This is a genomic window from Sphingobacterium nematocida (assembly GCF_900168125.1).
GTDB classification, from domain to species: Bacteria; Bacteroidota; Bacteroidia; order Sphingobacteriales; family Sphingobacteriaceae; genus Sphingobacterium; species Sphingobacterium nematocida.
Genome location: NZ_FUZF01000013.1, coordinates 78,188 through 94,167, shown reverse-complemented (window position 1 = coordinate 94,167; position 15,980 = coordinate 78,188). Strand labels below are relative to the sequence as shown.

The 15,980-nt window shown below is 44.5% G+C and carries 13 protein-coding genes and 1 pseudogene; 3 read left to right on the top strand and 11 right to left on the bottom strand.

All coding sequences use genetic code 11. The features are described from left to right. Positions 1-83: 83 nt before the first annotated feature. A complete protein-coding gene (locus tag B5X76_RS14255; protein WP_262507910.1) occupies positions 84-1,994 on the bottom strand; it encodes a polysaccharide biosynthesis protein in 1,911 nt (636 codons plus the stop codon). 327 nt (positions 1,995-2,321) lie between these two features. Here B5X76_RS14255 and B5X76_RS14250 point away from each other — a divergent pair, with 327 nt between their 5' ends. From B5X76_RS14250 to B5X76_RS22275, 3 genes and pseudogenes are all read left to right on the top strand, one after another. After that, positions 2,322-2,960: an HdeD family acid-resistance protein gene (locus B5X76_RS14250; RefSeq protein WP_079644004.1), complete on the top strand. Its 639-nt coding sequence runs from the start codon at positions 2,322-2,324 to the stop codon at positions 2,958-2,960. Between the two features lie 101 nt (positions 2,961-3,061). Further along, positions 3,062-3,127 (top strand): annotated as a pseudogene (locus B5X76_RS22470) (zf-TFIIB domain-containing protein); the annotation flags it as partial. A gap of 103 nt (positions 3,128-3,230) precedes the next feature. Continuing rightward, on the top strand, positions 3,231-3,401 hold the full coding sequence (locus B5X76_RS22275; protein WP_245801046.1) for a hypothetical protein: 171 nt from the start codon (positions 3,231-3,233) through the stop codon (positions 3,399-3,401). Between the two features lie 33 nt (positions 3,402-3,434). Here B5X76_RS22275 and B5X76_RS14240 read toward each other — a convergent pair whose 3' ends face one another. The 10 genes from B5X76_RS14240 to B5X76_RS14195 all read right to left on the bottom strand — a co-directional run bounded on the left by B5X76_RS14240 (position 3,435) and on the right by B5X76_RS14195 (position 15,922). Next, positions 3,435-4,262 (bottom strand): glycoside hydrolase family 16 protein, encoded by an 828-nt coding sequence (locus B5X76_RS14240; protein WP_176141085.1) that lies wholly within the window; start codon positions 4,260-4,262, stop codon positions 3,435-3,437. Continuing rightward, positions 4,240-5,145, bottom strand: coding sequence for a DUF5017 domain-containing protein (locus tag B5X76_RS14235; protein WP_176141084.1), 906 nt, complete (start codon positions 5,143-5,145; stop codon positions 4,240-4,242). Before B5X76_RS14235 ends, B5X76_RS14240 begins: the two co-directional genes overlap by 23 nt. 28 nt (positions 5,146-5,173) lie before the next feature. Then, positions 5,174-7,015: a RagB/SusD family nutrient uptake outer membrane protein gene (locus B5X76_RS14230; protein ID WP_079643996.1), complete on the bottom strand. Its 1,842-nt coding sequence runs from the start codon at positions 7,013-7,015 to the stop codon at positions 5,174-5,176. Positions 7,016-7,043: 28 nt separating this feature from the next. Continuing rightward, entirely contained in the window at positions 7,044-10,433 is a 3,390-nt protein-coding gene (locus B5X76_RS14225) for a TonB-dependent receptor (RefSeq protein WP_079643994.1), read from the bottom strand. Positions 10,434-10,525: 92 nt separating this feature from the next. Further along, a complete protein-coding gene (locus tag B5X76_RS14220; RefSeq protein ID WP_079643992.1) occupies positions 10,526-11,668 on the bottom strand; it encodes a FecR family protein in 1,143 nt (380 codons plus the stop codon). 52 nt (positions 11,669-11,720) lie between these two features. Next, positions 11,721-12,239, bottom strand: coding sequence for an RNA polymerase sigma factor (locus B5X76_RS14215; protein WP_079643990.1), 519 nt, complete (start codon positions 12,237-12,239; stop codon positions 11,721-11,723). Positions 12,240-12,446: 207 nt separating this feature from the next. Beyond that, positions 12,447-13,217, bottom strand: coding sequence for a tyrosine-protein phosphatase (locus B5X76_RS14210; RefSeq protein ID WP_079643989.1), 771 nt, complete (start codon positions 13,215-13,217; stop codon positions 12,447-12,449). A 160-nt stretch (positions 13,218-13,377) separates the two neighbouring features. Further along, positions 13,378-13,761 (bottom strand): hypothetical protein, encoded by a 384-nt coding sequence (locus B5X76_RS14205; RefSeq protein WP_079643987.1) that lies wholly within the window; start codon positions 13,759-13,761, stop codon positions 13,378-13,380. A 413-nt stretch (positions 13,762-14,174) separates the two neighbouring features. Continuing rightward, entirely contained in the window at positions 14,175-14,603 is a 429-nt protein-coding gene (locus B5X76_RS14200) for a WxcM-like domain-containing protein (RefSeq protein ID WP_079643985.1), read from the bottom strand. 362 nt (positions 14,604-14,965) lie between these two features. After that, positions 14,966-15,922 carry an MraY family glycosyltransferase gene (locus tag B5X76_RS14195; protein WP_079643983.1) on the bottom strand — a complete coding sequence of 319 codons (957 nt, stop codon included), beginning with the start codon at positions 15,920-15,922 and terminating at the stop codon, positions 14,966-14,968. Between the last annotated feature and the right edge of the window lie 58 nt (positions 15,923-15,980).

Sequence of the window (15,980 nt, the reverse complement as noted above, 5' to 3'; positions counted from 1 at the left end):
AAGATTCGAAACCATAACAAACAAAAAAAAGCCGCCACCCAATCGTAACGACTTCAATACTAAAATTTTACTTCTCGATCGGCTTAGCTATCCAGCCTTTCAAACACCGAGTTCTGCGATTTAAACTCGGGCACGATATCTTTGATCAGCCTTACCAGCTCCATCTTATGGTCTTCGGGATCTGCCGCCTTCACCAGTTCACACAGCTCCACGATTTTCTGCTTCTTGAGATGTATATCGTGCGGATTGACTTTGGCGATCATAATCTTTTCATGATGCGTCTTTTCGGTATTCTCCCCATTCGCCAGGAGCTCTTCAAATATCTTTTCCCCCGGGCGCAGCCCCACCACCTTGATATCTATATCCTCCGGGTAGTTGTACCCCTTCAGTCGGATCATCTGCTTCGCCAGGTCCATAATCTTCACCGGCTGACCCATATCAAATACAAATACCTCTCCGCCAGCACCCATCACTCCCGCCTCCTGCACCAATTGACAGGCCTCTGGAATAGTCATAAAATAACGCGTAATATCCGGATGCGTAATGGTCAGCGGCCCCCCTTTGAGCATTTGTTTTTCAAACAATGGGATTACTGAGCCATTCGAGCCCAGCACATTTCCAAAACGTGTCACGATATAATTGGTTTTCGACTCTTTATTAATGCAGGACACAATTATCTCGGCCACGCGCTTCGTAGCGCCCATCACATTCGTGGGGTTCACTGCCTTATCCGTAGATACCATCACAAACTTCTCCACGCCATAGCGATCAGCAAGCTGAGCCACATTGCAGGAGCCCCACACATTGGTCATCACCGCTTCGTAGGGATTTGCCTCCATGAGCGGCACATGCTTATACGCTGCCGCATGGAACACATACTGTGGACTATATTTTTCAAAAATACGCTGCATGAAAGCCTCATTACGGATATTCCCCACCACAAATACAAAACGATCACTTCCTTTATAACTCTGCAATTCCTGTTGTACCTCATACAGCGCAGACTCCGCCTGATCCAGCACTATCAATTTTGCACATCCCGTACGGCCGATCTGCCTGACCAACTCCGATCCGATCGATCCGGCCCCCCCGGTGATCAAGACCACCTTATTGCACATTTCCTCCTGTATTACCGGGTTATCCAGGTCGATGGTTTTGCGTCCCAATAAATCCTCTATACGTAAGCTTCGGATCTGTCGGGTAGCCACCTCGCCCGCCATCAGGCGCGCACTATCCGGAATTATCTTGACGATCAGTGGAATAGGCTCCGCCAGTTTCACGACCCGCTGTAGACGCTCGGGGGCATTTCGATCCGTAGCGATAATCAGTTCATGCGCATTTCCGTATTGCTGTACAAAATCTTTATCCAATTTTGCTACATCGTGAATCTTAAATCCCTGCAAGCGTTTGCCGATACGCGTCGGGTTATCGTCCATGATCGCTACGATACGGTATTTGTTTCTAGAAGTTGACTGGATGAAGTTGAACGTTGTATTCCCCATATTACCTGCCCCGAATAAGATCACCGGAATACGGTTGTCTTTACGGTTCCACAACAATTCGTGGTAAAGCGCTCGATAGATCACCCGCGCGAAAGACATACTGAATCCGGTTATAAACGCATGGAAAAGCAATTGCGTATCCGAAAAAGGTACTATAGGCACGAAAAAAGTCCATGATTTTATTTGCCAATGGATCAGGTGCGTCACGGTCACCGCCAGTACCAAAGCTACAAACACCGTTATGGCCACCTGCTGTAGGTCGCGGATGCCGGTGCGACGTATTACCGACCGATAAGTCTGGAACCCCAGAAAGCACAACAGGTATATGCTACCTACCAGAGCGAGCTGCCCCAGCATGCGGTCCAGCATACTTACCAGATTATGCGTCTCTATTCCATTACGCTCTTTAAAGATCAAAACAAAACTGACGACAAATGCCCCAGCCATCAATAACAGGTCGATCACCAAGATCACCCAGCGCGGCTTGTTCATCCGCAGCCCCTCTCTCCAAATATCTATCATGTATATACTACAAAACTAAGTCTCAGGTCACTATCTAACTGCAGGTCAGCGCACAACAACTTTCCCCTGCATTAACTTTCTTTATTAACGATTAACTGGATCTACCTAGACAAAAAAGATACCAAAAACCAAAAAATAAAATATAATTGAGTTCGAATAATGTGCAATATATAAAAAACATTCAATCCGATTTGTATTAAATTCGTATCTTTTAGACTACATCTTCCAGATCCATGGTGTTTAGTTAAAAACCATGTGCCTCGTTTTTTGTTTATTCCATACCTTAAATCATTTATTATGCAACATTCATTTTTCAAAACCATCCGGAACTCCGTAAAACACTGGTACATCCCCTTGATCATCGGGATACTACTGATCCTGTTGGGTTTCTATACCATCAGCACACCAGTAGCTTCTTTTCTAGCGTTGACACTTCTCTTCTCGTGGTCCTTTATTATTTCCGGTGTACTGGAAATTGTCTTCGCTTTGCAGAATAAGGACGAGATCGAGGGTTGGGGCTGGTACCTCACTGGCGGTATACTCTATACCCTATTCGGCATACTGTTGTTCAGCAATCCATTGCTATCAGCCACTACACTCAGTTTTATCGTAGGCTTTTACGTCATGTTCCGCTCGATACAACTCATGTCCTTTTCCTTCGACCTGAAAAATTACGGCAACAAGAACTGGGGCTGGATGACCGCTTGGGCCGTATTGGGGCTTATTTTTAGCTTTATCCTCATATGGAACCCTGCATTTGCAGGCCTTTCCTTAGTGATATGGACCGGGCTGGCCATTACAGCCATTGGCTTCTCGGCCTGTTTCTTAGCATTCCAGCTCAAGGGCATAAAAAACAAACATGCCGAGATGTCTGCAGAGTGGAAAGAGAAATACCAAAGTCTAAAAGATGAATTTTACAGACATCGCAAAGGCTAACGTTAAAAAACGGTAAAAATTTAAAACGGTAGGCGGAGGAACAAACCAAAATCCTTAGCTTGCCGTTTATATTTTACAAACGTCAACAAAACAAAAAACATATGAAGTGCCCAAATTGCAATGAAACATTACTGATGACCGAGCGTCATCAGGTCGAGATCGATTACTGCCCGAGCTGCCGCGGCATCTGGCTCGACAAGGGCGAGCTAGACAAGCTTATGGATTATGCGTCGGCACAGAGCCAGGCTCCCGTAGCATCCGCACCACGCTATGAAGAGCGTCCACGCGACAGCCACTACGATAGAGGCGATCGGTACGAGCAGCGGGATCACCGCGACTCCCGAGATCCGAGAGATAGCAGAGGCTACAACCAGCAGCACCCTCGCAAAAAGAAATCCTTTCTATCCGATTTCTTTGATTTCGATTAAAAAAAATTGGTGATGAAAATTAAATCATCACCAATTATACCTGTCTTTATTTTTCAACATAGACCTTCACATAGTCGAATAAAATGCTATCCGGATAATTTTCGTGAAGGTGATTACCTCCAAAGCCCGTAAGCTCCGTACTCAAAATAATGTATTCAGCTATATGCGATAGCGCCTCCGAAGTCCTCCAAGTTTCCACACCATCTACGAAGAAGATATACTCCTTATCCGTCCACAACAATCCAAACGTATGATAACCTGTATCTATACCCGGAGACGACAACGCCACCCCCACATTTTTATGTCCCACACCATAGCCATTCCAGTGCAAATTGTGATGTACTTGATTTGAGGTTTTCCTATGGTATTCAAAGATATCTATCTCCGTCCCGTTATTTCGTGGATCATTGTTTTCTATTCCCATCGTATTGGTCTGCAACCAAAATGCAGAATGCGTACCTAAGTACTTATTTACTTGGGCACGACATTCAAAATACCCGAATTTTTGGGCAAATATTCCATCGGTAGTTACCTGTCCCACATAATACTTCCCATCCTTTTTGGACGTCTGTATAACCAAATTACCTTTTCCATCCAGCGATATTGTTTCTCTGGACACTGTTGCAAATCCTCTCACCGAACCTTCCGCTCTATACTTCCATTTTTTTGTATCCAACACCGTTCCCTCAAAATCATCAGACCAGATCAACTTATACCGATCAATGAAATCACTCACTTTCGTTTTCGGTTTTTCTATGGGATTCTCTTTCGTTGGATCTTTGCGATCCGGCAACTCGCTTCCAGGCGAGCAGGCCAGTAGCCCTATCGCGAGCGAGCCTATCAGCGCCATTTTAATTTGCCTGTACCGTAACATCTTTTTCCAATTTACTTGTTTCTTTGCCAGCATTTTCCTTACCAATAACAGTCATTTTATATTGCCCTGGAGACTTATACCCTACACGGTACATCTGCAGCATATTTTCAAACCTAGTTTTCAGCATATGCGACGGTTGGTCGGGCGCAACCTTTGTAAAGTCAAGCGCCTTCGTGATTACCCAGTCCAGGTTATCTTCCGAAGTAGCATTTCCTCCTTCTATTCCCACCTGTGTGGTATTATATGTCCATACCTTCGCACTATTGGCAACACTATACTGTTTCCACCCGGCCGATGCCGTGTTTACGACATCCTGCACCACCCCTGTAGGCAGTTCATTTTTGATCACAAAGTTTTTTATCGTCCACTGCCGCTGTGTAGATCCTGTTTTGCCTTCATATTTAAAGGCAAAATACATCTGTTTTCCCGGTTTTACGAGATCAGCTAGATTCACTTCCCCCGAGACCGTATTATCAGCGCCTGTTGATAAGGTAAAGCGGTTAGTAATATTTGTCCAGGTAGCCGCCTGTATCTCGGTAGCATCGTATTTACCCCCCGCAAAGTCTGTAGATACCAGTACCGATAGCGAGTTAGTCTGTGCTCCCCATTGCATATAGCTGGTAAAAGACACTTTGGGTTTTACCCCCTCCATTGCGGTACGATCTTTATACCTATACTCGTGTCCTAGTGTACCATCATATACCATTATACTATCGGCATACCCGCCAAACTGTAAGGTAAAAAATTCGGATTGCTTGATCGAGGTCTTATCCATCTGAATAGTCAATTCACCACTTCCCGGCTTCCAATCTTCTGGATAATCCTGCTTATCGCAACTAAAAAGTGTGCCTACCAATAGGCTCACAAATAATATCTTCTTCATCTTTAAATCTGTTTTCATAAAAACCTGATTAATATAAAGGATTCTGAACCAACAATTTACTATTTTGAATCTGTGTCAATGGGATCGGATACAGATACATCGCTTTTGTAAACATCCTATCTTCTATTTTGGTCCGTTGGTAAAAATTAGCCTCATTGCCATTCATATTCATCCCGTATACAGGTCCTCCCTGTTTATAACCATCGGTCTCGGCCAACATCCAGCGGCGCACGTCAAAGTAGCGCTGTCCCTCTGTCGCCAGTTCTATCCGCATTTCCCGTCGTATAGCCTCACGCTGTGCAGCCTGATTCCCTATGATATTTGCCTTTATGGTACGAAGTGCCGGTACCCCTGCCCGCTCCCGCACCTTGTCCACATATTCCAATATGCGTGCGTCATTGGGATTTACCTCGTTCAATGCCTCCGCGTACAGCAGGTAGAATTCCGCCAGACGGTGGATAATTGCCGGTCTGTATTCGAAGAACGGATTCGGACTAAGATTATATACCCTACGGCTCATCCGCTTATACATCAGGTATCCCGTCCGCGCATAGTCTGTTGTCTGGTTATTACTGCTATTGCCTCCCAGATGAAAAGTGATTACCTCGCCTCCCACGTGCCATTTACGCTTGTTGTAGAATACCGTACGGTAGAAACGCGGCTCCCTGTTGGTCCACATACGGTAGGTACCTATCTCGGTACGCCCTGTAGGGTCATCACCGGCAGCCGAAAATCCGGCTTCTTTATACAAGGGCGACTCGTCGATCGTCAGCCCATCCCGCATCAGAAAATCATCAACCAGTTCCTGCGTTACGGCTATATACCCCGTTGTCGCCGTCCCGTTACGTGCACCGCGCGGCAGGTTCCATCCATCCACGCCCGCTCTAGCCGATACATTTCCGAAATCGCCATTCGTCCGTGCGAAGATCACCTCCTTATTCATGCTCATAAACATGCCGTATAGGCTCTCATCCGGGTTGATCGTATTTCCATTCATTACCTTATACAGCTCATAATAACCGGTATTGGCATAGTCGATAAATGCCTGCATCGCGTTCAAAGCGGCCGTCCATTTCGTATTATCCGCTGCCGGAAATAGTTGCTTACCATCTGGATTTTTTACCTGTAGGGCTTCTGCAAAACCACCGTTAAATAAAGGGCTGGCCGCATACATCATCAGGCGTGCCCGTACTGCTAGGGCCGTTCCCTTGGTAGGCACACCCAGCTGCTCTGTTCGAGTTAGGTCCGGATCCTTTAGCGCATCGGCACAGTAGGTCATTTCGTCATACACAAATTTGACCACTTCATCCACACTGTTGCGCGCAAAGTCCGACTGTGCGGGGTTGTTAGGGTCAGCCAGATAATCCATGATAGGGATAGGTCCATACTGCTCAAACAGCAAGTAATGGTAATAAGCTCTAAAGAAACGCGCCTGCGTCTGCAGCTCAAACAATTCCTCATCCGATACATAATCTGCATCTCCCTGCTTAGGAATAGCCTTCGCCCGTTCCAAGAATACATTAGCCTGGCGTATCAATTGGTAGTAGAGGTTCCAGCGTCCGTACACCGTATGCGAAGAATTAAAGGCTATCAAATTAAAATCCGCACCCTGTGCCCGCTCAATCTCATCACTGATCTGTGGCCAAGGCAGACCTGTACCTGTGAGGTCACGCGCAAATTCAGCTGTATTTGGAATACCGGTGTACACCACTCGGTGAAATCTGCGCAAATTGTTCGGATCGTTAAATACCTTTTCATAATCCAGTTCCTCTGCCAGTTCATCCGATACATCCAAAAATTTCTTACAGGATGAAAAGGAGAAGGCCATCACTGCCGATATCGCTATAGCTATTACACTTTTTCTGTTCATAATTAAATTCTTTCTTCGTAAAAATTGATTAAAACGACAATTCCAGACCACCCGTCCATATCGAAGGGATCGGATATTTAGTCCCTCCAGCACTATTTCCCAGCTCCGGGTCATACATCTTCACTTTATCCCACAGGGCTACATTCTGTCCCATTGCATATAATCGGATGGACCTTATTCCAATAAGATTCAATCTCTTTACATCAAAATTATACCCAAACTCTACGTTCTTCAACCTTATAAATGAAGCATCCCTTACCCACCAGGTATTCGCCGTATTTGTATTGGTCATGTTAGCGATCTGAATTCGAGGGAAGAACACATCCTGATTCGGGTTTTGGGCATCCCATCTGCTTTCCAGCACCTCCGTTCGCACATTACTTTCCAATACCCCCCAGTGGAATGGCATCATCGCATTGGATTGGTTGTTCAGGTTTGCCGAAGCATTGGCCGCTCCTTGAAAAAATACACTCAAAAAAGCCCCTTTATACTTAAAGCTAGTACCAAATCCATATATGATCTCCGGTACAGTTGGCATCGCAGCATCTTTTACCCGGTCAAACGTATTCACGATACCGTCTCCGTTCAGGTCTTTATATTTGATATCCCCCGGTTTTGGGTTGGACATTTGCTCGGATGGGGCGATGCCGTCTTTGAGCTGATAGGCGATTTTACCATCCTCATTCGTATAGATATTAAAGTCACCATCATTAAATAGGCGTTCTGCTATATACACATCATCGATCGCGTTCAGGCGCTTGCCCGTACGTTCCATCCAAGGGTATAGCTGCTTCACCTCATCGTATTCGATGATCTTATTACGCGCAAAAGTAAAATTACCCCGCAGCTGCACGCTGAAATCCGACCCCAACTTTTGATTAAAAGTAATAGAACCGTCCACACCTCTGTTCTGCACCTTACCAAAGTTCTGCCATGGGCTCGACATATACCCCGCCACGTTCACTATCGTCCGACGTTGCAATAATATATTTGTACGTAGATTATCAAAATAGTCGGCCGTAATCTGCAACTTGCTATTAAAAAGCCCCAGATCTACCCCATAGTTACGCTTATCTTCAATCTCCCAGCCTAACATGGGCGCCTCGAAACGTGTTTCGGTGAGACCCGCCAGCGAGTTGGTCGCTCCCGACGTACCTATTCCAATCGGGTAGGTAGAATATCCAGCAAACTGCCCTCTATACAAGAATCTGTTGGCATCACTCCCTGTATCATCATTCCCCGTTCTACCGACAGAAGCACGCAACTTCACATTAGAGACATAGCGTTTCAGATCCTCCGGAAAGAAAGGCTCATTCGTCAAGTTGTACGCCACCCCTACTGCTGGGAAGAAACCGAAACGGTAGCCTTCTGCAAACTGTTCCGATCCTGTAATACCAAAATTAGCCTCCATGGAATAGATACGGTTAAAGCTGTAAGTCACACGCCCAACATAAGCCTGCTTACGATAGGCCAGTGCCTGGCTATGCAGCTGCCTTTCCTTCTGGTAGGTCAGTACCATCGCCGACACATCGTGCTTGTCTGCAAATACACGGTCATAATTGATCGAAGCCTCTAGGTAGATTTTCTTTTCGGCCGAATTCGTTTCTATAGGCTCGCCCATAGCACTTTTATTCGTCTTGCGCTGATAGATCAGGTTGCCATCCGCATCCCGACCCGTTGCTACAAAAGTTTCAGGAGTTTGTGTTCTATACATCTGGAACTCACCGTACGAGTCGTAACTCACTGTACCTTTGGCACGCAAGCCCTGTGTCAGGAAATTCAACTTCTGTTCTATATCTACGCGGCTCTGTATAGAAGATCGCCATTCCTTTCTATAACCGTATTCGGTCAACTGATTGTATGGATTTACCTTATTCAAATCCTGTGAAGGGTGAGCAGCTAGACGACCGTCCGAATAGAGCGCCGGGAATAAGTGTGGCGGTATGCGCGAGAAGCGCTCAAATATATTCGTCTGGTCAAAGAAAGGGCGGTTCACTTTACCATATTGTCCAGCCAGGTCTACCCGTAGTGTAGTAGTAGCCGTTACATCCATATCGATATTACTTCGCAGGTTATAGCGATGAAATTTCGAGTTGTTATCGTAATTTTTCGAGGAGATAAATAAACCATCCTCACCAAAGAAACCTGCATTCACAAAGAAACGCATTCGGTCTCCTCCACCTCTAAAATTGAGGTTATGTCTTGTATTATAGGTATGATCCTTTAAGAGTAGATCGTACCAATTGCTGCTTGGGTACAGATCGGGGTCTGCGTTGGTCCGATAAAGGTCCATCAGTGCATCCGAAAACATCGGTTCCTGCCCATCGTTGCGCAACGCTTCATTGTATAAGCGCATGTAGTCAAACGAAGAAGCTACACTTGGCACGCGTGTCGGGTTCGAATAGGAGTATTCTCCACGATAGGATATTTCAGTCTTCTGCACCTTCCCTCTTTTAGAAGTGATCAAAATTACCCCATTGGCCCCCTCTGCCCCGTACACTGCGGTAGCAGCCGCGTCTTTCAATAGCGAGAAGGTTTCGATTTCATCGGGATCAATATTATTCAAGCTCCTCGGGATACCATCCACCAAAACTAGCGGAGACGTGCCACCTGCAAAAGAGCTGGTACCGCGTATCCAGAATTCGGCATCATCATAACCCGGCATCCCTGATCGTTGTACAGCGATCAGTCCCGGCACCTGCCCTGCGAGATTATTACTTAGGCTTCGGGTAGGTGCACGTAGCGCTTCCCCCGATACCGTCGCGATCGAGCTCACGACAGATTCCTTTTTCTGCTTGCCAAAGCCCACAACGATTACCTCTTCCAGTCCCGCAGCATCAGGTTGCAATACTATTTTATAATCCCGTTCTCCTGTTACGGACACATCCTGACTGGCAAACCCCATATAGCTTACCACCAATACCGCGTTAGGCTGCACCTCCATAACAAATCGGCCATTTCTATCGGTAGCCGTGCCAATCGCCGGATTCGATTTCAAGGCTACAGAAGCCCCCGTGATGGCTACACCGGCACTATCAGTCACTAAGCCCGTTATTTTAATTTTATCCTGTCTGTTGTCCAGCCTTTCACTTCGCTGCAACGTTATATTATTATTGCGTCGCGTGTAGGTGATTCCTGTAGTACGAAATAACTCGTGGAGCACCTGATCGATATTCATCTCCCTAACCTCTATACTCACCGGTTTCAATCGACTCAACAGATCATCCTTATATAGAAAGTGTATTTTATACTGCCCGGTAATCTGCTCCAACACCTTTTCAATACGTGCATTACTGTGTTTGAGTGTAATCAATTGAGCATTTGCCTGTGCCCAAAAGCCAAATAAGAACATCGACAGTACGAGCAGTGCGTACTTTAACACTTGTCGGCTCCTATTTTTAAATCGGTTTTTCATCATAATTTAGATTGGTATTTTTTCTTTTTTAAATACTACAATTAGTTCGTTCATCCAGGCTTTGCCGCATTATCAATCCTTCTCCATAAGTTCGTTTATTTGGTTATTTTCAGTGTTCTATTGTCTATCGTAAACTGGAGTCCAGATACATCTTTCAGTATGGACACCGCCTCGGCCAGACTCGCCTTTTTATCTATTGTTCCCGATATCTGTACTGTCTTATCGGCCACCTCAGACTGTATTTCGATATCGTACCAATCGGCCATCCTCTTTACCACTTCATTCAGATTATCCTGTTTAAAGTAGAAATACCCCTCTTTCCAGGAGCTGTATTTCTTCACATCCACCTTCATCGCGATCAATTGCCCATTCCGCCATCTACCTTGATAACCCACCGGCAGGTCCAGTATTGCGTTACCTTTACCCTGCATACGTACCTTTCCTTCCAGCAAGGTCGTTGCCATACGTTTTCCATACCTATTCACATTAAATGAGGTACCATAAACGGCTACCGTATCGCTATCCGAGATGACCATAAAGCGCCTGTCCCGATCTTTGGCAACCTCAAAAAAAGCTTCCCCATCCAAGTGTACCGTCCTATTATTTACGTTATAGTCCTTATCCATGGTCAGCGTACTTGAGGCATTCAGCCATATCCTGGTGTTGTCGGGTAGCCAAACTTCGATATTGCTCGCCTTCGGTGTGCTGATAGTCTTTATGTTCTCCATTTGCTGCGTCAAAAAAGCATCGGTGGCAGCGTCCAACACACCGTCTGCTCCTATCTTAATGATCTTATCCTGCACGACCAGCGTCTCCCCGTTGGCCAGTTCTATCAGCGTCTGCATCTTACCTGGGCTGACATCATTTTTTTGACCAAATACATAATCCGGCAGCACCTCATTGTACCGTACAATTTGCTGTTGATCCCATCGCAATACATACCAGGACAAGGCCGCCAGCAGCAAAGTAGCAGCCACTGCGGTGTATCTGTAAAAAACGCTCCATTTGGCACGAGGGTTTGGTACAGTCTGTAGGTTTTCCCAAGCCCCCTCCTTTTTCGCTTCAAAGTACAGCAGCAGCTCATCTTGTTTTTCTTGTCTTTGTTCAAAATCAAACAAAATGCTCTCTAGCTCCTTTTCAGAAAGATCCTTCCTAAGCTCCTTCAGTTCATCGGATGAAATACTATGATTTATATATTTGGCGATCAGTTGCGCCAGTCGGATTGAGTGCTGTTCCATATACCTATAATCCACAGGGCTGCGAAAAGGATGGAACGAAAACTATCTTTTTTTAAAAATTTTTCAAAAACAGCAATAGAGTAAGTAAATACTGCAGTGAGACCCTTTCCCGCAACAGCGATAGACCTCTGTTTTTCTGACTTTTTACGGTGTGTATAGAGATACAAAGCTTCTCGGCTATCTCGGCATTCTTTAGCCCTTCCACATAGCTCATCTTCAGGATACGGCTGCATCCCTCTGGCAATTCCTCCAACAGGGCAGATAACGCTACGGTCAATTCAGTCTGGATGATGTGCTTGTCGTAGGCATCCTCACTGACCGCTATCATCCCGCTGCCCAAGTATTTGGTATGGGTATTCTCCTGGCGGATATTCTTCAAACAGCCATTTTTGACCGCACGATACAGATAGGCCAGTCCCACATCTCCCTTACTTCCATTGGCTATTATATTTAAGAATACCGCGGCCACGACATCTTCCGCTGCGTTCGGGTCTGCCAGTATACCTGTGGCATACACGCACAGCCTCCCATAGTACTGTCTAAAAAGCGATTCTGTGCTATCTGCTGTCATAAATCTAGGTCCACTTTTCAACTTTCAGTTACAAATTGTGAGGCTATTATAGCTAAAGTTAATAAAGGGATGCTACATTATTCATGCAAACGTTTCCGTAACTAGTAGCCTTCCCAAAATATTTTTTCTGGACTTCGATTAAAAAATAAGGCTTAGCCCTATCGAAGAGCTAAGCCTTATTTCTATATCCATTAACAGCGATTCGGCCTATAAATGATCCAACAGAGTTGGATTTTTGATCGGACAGGTTCTTAACAGGTCCCTTACCGGGTACTTAGCCACCACATCCTGTAGCGCAGTCATGTGCCTTTCGTGGTGCGTATCTGTGCCTACAAAATCATACATACCCGATTTAATCATCTTTAATGCGGCCTCCTTCACTTCCTTACCATAGTGTCGGCTTATCGAAAGCAAGTTGAGCTGCAAGAGGCAACCTGCATCTTTGATCTGCTTATACATATCAAAGTTGTAGTGGTAGTAGTTGTAGCGTTCGGGATGGGCCAGTATGGGCTTATAACCCAGGTTCTGTATATCCAGTATTGTCTGGAATAGCGCCTTAGATTCCGCAATGTAAGACATCTCTATGAGCACATAACCTCCCGGCATTACACAGAGGTTATCCATCTTAATGATCGTCTCCAACTCTTCGTCGATCATATGCTCGGCAGCCGCAAATATCTGTACCTTAGGATTTGTCGTGTGCAGCTCCTTATTTAGCACCTCGTGCGCTGCAGCTATCGTAGATTTTGTATTGGGATGTACCCCCGCCATGATATGGGGTGTGCAGATAAACTTTTCAAAGCCCATCGCATGCAGGCCCTTTATGAGTAAAACTGACTGTTCCGTAGATTGGCTACCGTCATCGATACCCGGGAGCAGATGATTATGCATATCCACTTGGAGAAATGCCAGTTTCCCCAACGAGTTCTCCTTGGCTTCCTCCTGACCTTTACCAAACAATCTTGACAAAATCCCCATTATACCCTTTGAATTAAGTAAATGATTACTAGCCGATTCCCACTCAGTCTTTTCCTTCTCTCTACATTAGAAAATACAGAGCCTACTGTACATTACTTCCAAAATACAAAATAAGATTTGTACCCACAATATCTTTCATTTGGGTTATTAACCCCAGTTATCACTTACTTTTCGTCAGATACAAGCGATAGACCACATCTCGGTTCGTTCTTAGATTTGTTTGAAAATAAATAGGGTACCTATCATCAAACTGCACATAGATAAAGCGAGGTATGGATCTATTCGGGACCAATGCTTTATAAATATGCGGCTCTTCACTTCTATTGCGATATTGCGACACATTAATATTAGTTGCAGCAGCTACATCCAGCGGCTCTTTATCTTTGCCATACAGTTCTAGGGTGATATAAGTACTATCCGCAGGAGATGCTTTTGATAAATACCTACTGCTAAAATGGCTTGTTTTCTCTTGCTCTATCGCATCACTCCGACTTGGAGAAGCCATAGCCATGAAAGGCATTATCAATAAAATAACATTGATCATTGGGGTTGTTTAAGTTAGTGTATTACCAAAGTTACAAAGCGAAAGCTTAAAAATCAAAACTTTCGCATTAAGCAATTTTTAAGTTTTCATGAAATTACTATGCTACCATATAACTCTGACAAACAATACAATAACATACAATATTTACACAAAACCCCTATCTATAGAGATCACTGATACCAGCCTATTCAGACGGGGTTATCCTTCCGAAACACCTGCATCGTAAAAGGCTCAAAAAACAAGAATTGCCTTTCAAAAAAAGACTAAAGCACAAAGCCGACACCAATGACATCGAGCTCCAAATTGGTCAACACAGCCCCCCTAACTGGATTAACCTTGCAGATGATACAAACTCATCTTGTATCGAAAAAAAATAAAAAAACTTTCTTATCTCGAGGCCGACCAGAGGCCTATTATACTTCATCGCGATTTATGAAGTACCCTGCAGGCCAAGTATAGTCATCGTTCGCGGCATGTTCAATACCATAATCTGCAAATACCAATAGCTCAGCCCCCTCTTCTATCGCCTGAAATGCAGTAGCATAGCCAGCAGGCACATGCACTACCTGCTTGTCCTCTACGCATAGTACCCTGCGTTCTATAGGCAGTTGTGCCGACACATTCTCCCAATCCTCGATTTTGACCAGATCCAATATAAAAGATCCCGAAAGCACGTAAAACCAGCGCTGCTCTATACGGTGTGCACGCCAGCCGCGTATGAGCTCGGCGTCTTTATTTTCGATAATATAAAAGCGTTTGACCTGCGTCATGTCAAATTCATTGACAAATCGGATAGATCCGCGATGATCAGAGGCCATGCCCCCTTTGGTAACAGTTATCATAGAATAAATTAAAAAAAGAACTTAAAAGTAACAAATCAAATATATTAATACTCCATAGCAAAAACGGCACCAATATTGCTAGAAACATATTTACATATTACCTATTTTTTTGAATTTTATATGAGCAAATTTACGTTAATCTTTAAAACATTGCCCAATGAGGCACGGGTATTCGCTGTAGCTTTTAGTCTATTTGTTGTAGCTGCGTTAATGTTTGCCTCGCTATTGTACTTCGGGGTCTAGTGGCCCCATATACACATTCCCTTATTTTATTTCTGTATCATTCCCAACGCAGCACAGCTGGGGCCTTCAGACCCGGACGATACATCCTATAATCAAGCTCCTCACACCGTTCGTTTTTCCTAATTAACGTACCGCTTGATGATGTAGCTCTTGGAGAGCAAATAAATGATACTCAGCCCCAACAATAATCCGACAGAAAACAAAAGCTGAATATTCAAGCTCCTACCTGCCAACTGTATCACCACATACCCTATTCCAAACTGAACTGCACCATACAAAAATGAGATCAACAGTTTGTTAACTCCAGCTTCATTGCCCAGATATTGATACAAATGAGAACGATGTGCTTTAAATATATTTTCTTTAAGATAAAGTCGACGAATTATTGTCCACACCGCGTCAATCCCATATACGGCCAAGAAAAGAATATAGATCAGGTTTCCAGTAGTAATAATAAGAGTTCCCAGCGCAAATAGCAAGATATAGGCTATCGCTACCGATCCCACATCGCCCGCAAAGCATTTCGCTTTCGTCCGGAAGTTGAAGAAGGCAAAGACTAATAATCCCAATATCGTATAGATCAGATAATCCGATGCTATAAATTCAATCTTTTCATTTACTAACAACAACAATCCTGCTACTGCCAAGCTATAACAGACCGTGATTCCGTTGATCCCATCCATAAAGTTGTACGCGTTGATCACCCCCACTACTACCACAAACCCAATTAGCAAAAAATACCAGGGCATTTCAAAGAGCTCCAACTGGTAAGCCATTAAGAGTACCGACGAAAAATGCACCAACAGACGTATCCTATTGGACAGTGTAAATACATCATCCAAGAAAGAAACCACTGTCATCATTGTCAATCCCAAAAAGAACCAAGGGTACTGAAATCCCGACAGGATAAAGAAAACTAAAGCCCCTAGATAAAATATCACTCCACCACCACGTAGTGTAATGGCTGTATGCGAGGAGCGCTCATTGGGCTTATCGATTATATTAAAGCGATCTGCTATCTTAAAATAACCAAGCTCTAATACAAATAGAGCAATAAAAACTAATGCGTATATCATTATAATTTCTTCTAGAAAACACGTCATTTCGCCGCGTCCCGACTCTCGGGAAACGTAA

Excerpts from the sequence above, each read along its gene's own strand:
- B5X76_RS14200 (WP_079643985.1), bottom strand. The coding sequence starts at position 14,603 with ATGATAACTGTTACCAAAGGGGGCATGGCCTCTGATCATCGCGGATCT.
- B5X76_RS14215 (WP_079643990.1), bottom strand. The coding sequence starts at position 12,239 with ATGACAGCAGATAGCACAGAATCGCTTTTTAGACAGTACTATGGGAGG.
- B5X76_RS14235 (WP_176141084.1), bottom strand. The coding sequence starts at position 5,145 with ATGAAGAAGATATTATTTGTGAGCCTATTGGTAGGCACACTTTTTAGT.
- B5X76_RS14240 (WP_176141085.1), bottom strand. The coding sequence starts at position 4,262 with ATGTTACGGTACAGGCAAATTAAAATGGCGCTGATAGGCTCGCTCGCG.
- B5X76_RS14195 (WP_079643983.1), bottom strand. The coding sequence starts at position 15,922 with ATGATATACGCATTAGTTTTTATTGCTCTATTTGTATTAGAGCTTGGT.
- B5X76_RS22275 (WP_245801046.1), top strand. The coding sequence starts at position 3,231 with ATGAAGAGCGTCCACGCGACAGCCACTACGATAGAGGCGATCGGTACG.
- B5X76_RS14225 (WP_079643994.1), bottom strand. The coding sequence starts at position 10,433 with ATGATGAAAAACCGATTTAAAAATAGGAGCCGACAAGTGTTAAAGTAC.
- B5X76_RS14250 (WP_079644004.1), top strand. The coding sequence starts at position 2,322 with ATGCAACATTCATTTTTCAAAACCATCCGGAACTCCGTAAAACACTGG.
- B5X76_RS14230 (WP_079643996.1), bottom strand. The coding sequence starts at position 7,015 with ATGAACAGAAAAAGTGTAATAGCTATAGCGATATCGGCAGTGATGGCC.
- B5X76_RS14210 (WP_079643989.1), bottom strand. The coding sequence starts at position 13,217 with ATGGGGATTTTGTCAAGATTGTTTGGTAAAGGTCAGGAGGAAGCCAAG.
- B5X76_RS14205 (WP_079643987.1), bottom strand. The coding sequence starts at position 13,761 with ATGATCAATGTTATTTTATTGATAATGCCTTTCATGGCTATGGCTTCT.
- B5X76_RS14220 (WP_079643992.1), bottom strand. The coding sequence starts at position 11,668 with ATGGAACAGCACTCAATCCGACTGGCGCAACTGATCGCCAAATATATA.
- B5X76_RS14255 (WP_262507910.1), bottom strand. The coding sequence starts at position 1,994 with ATGAACAAGCCGCGCTGGGTGATCTTGGTGATCGACCTGTTATTGATG.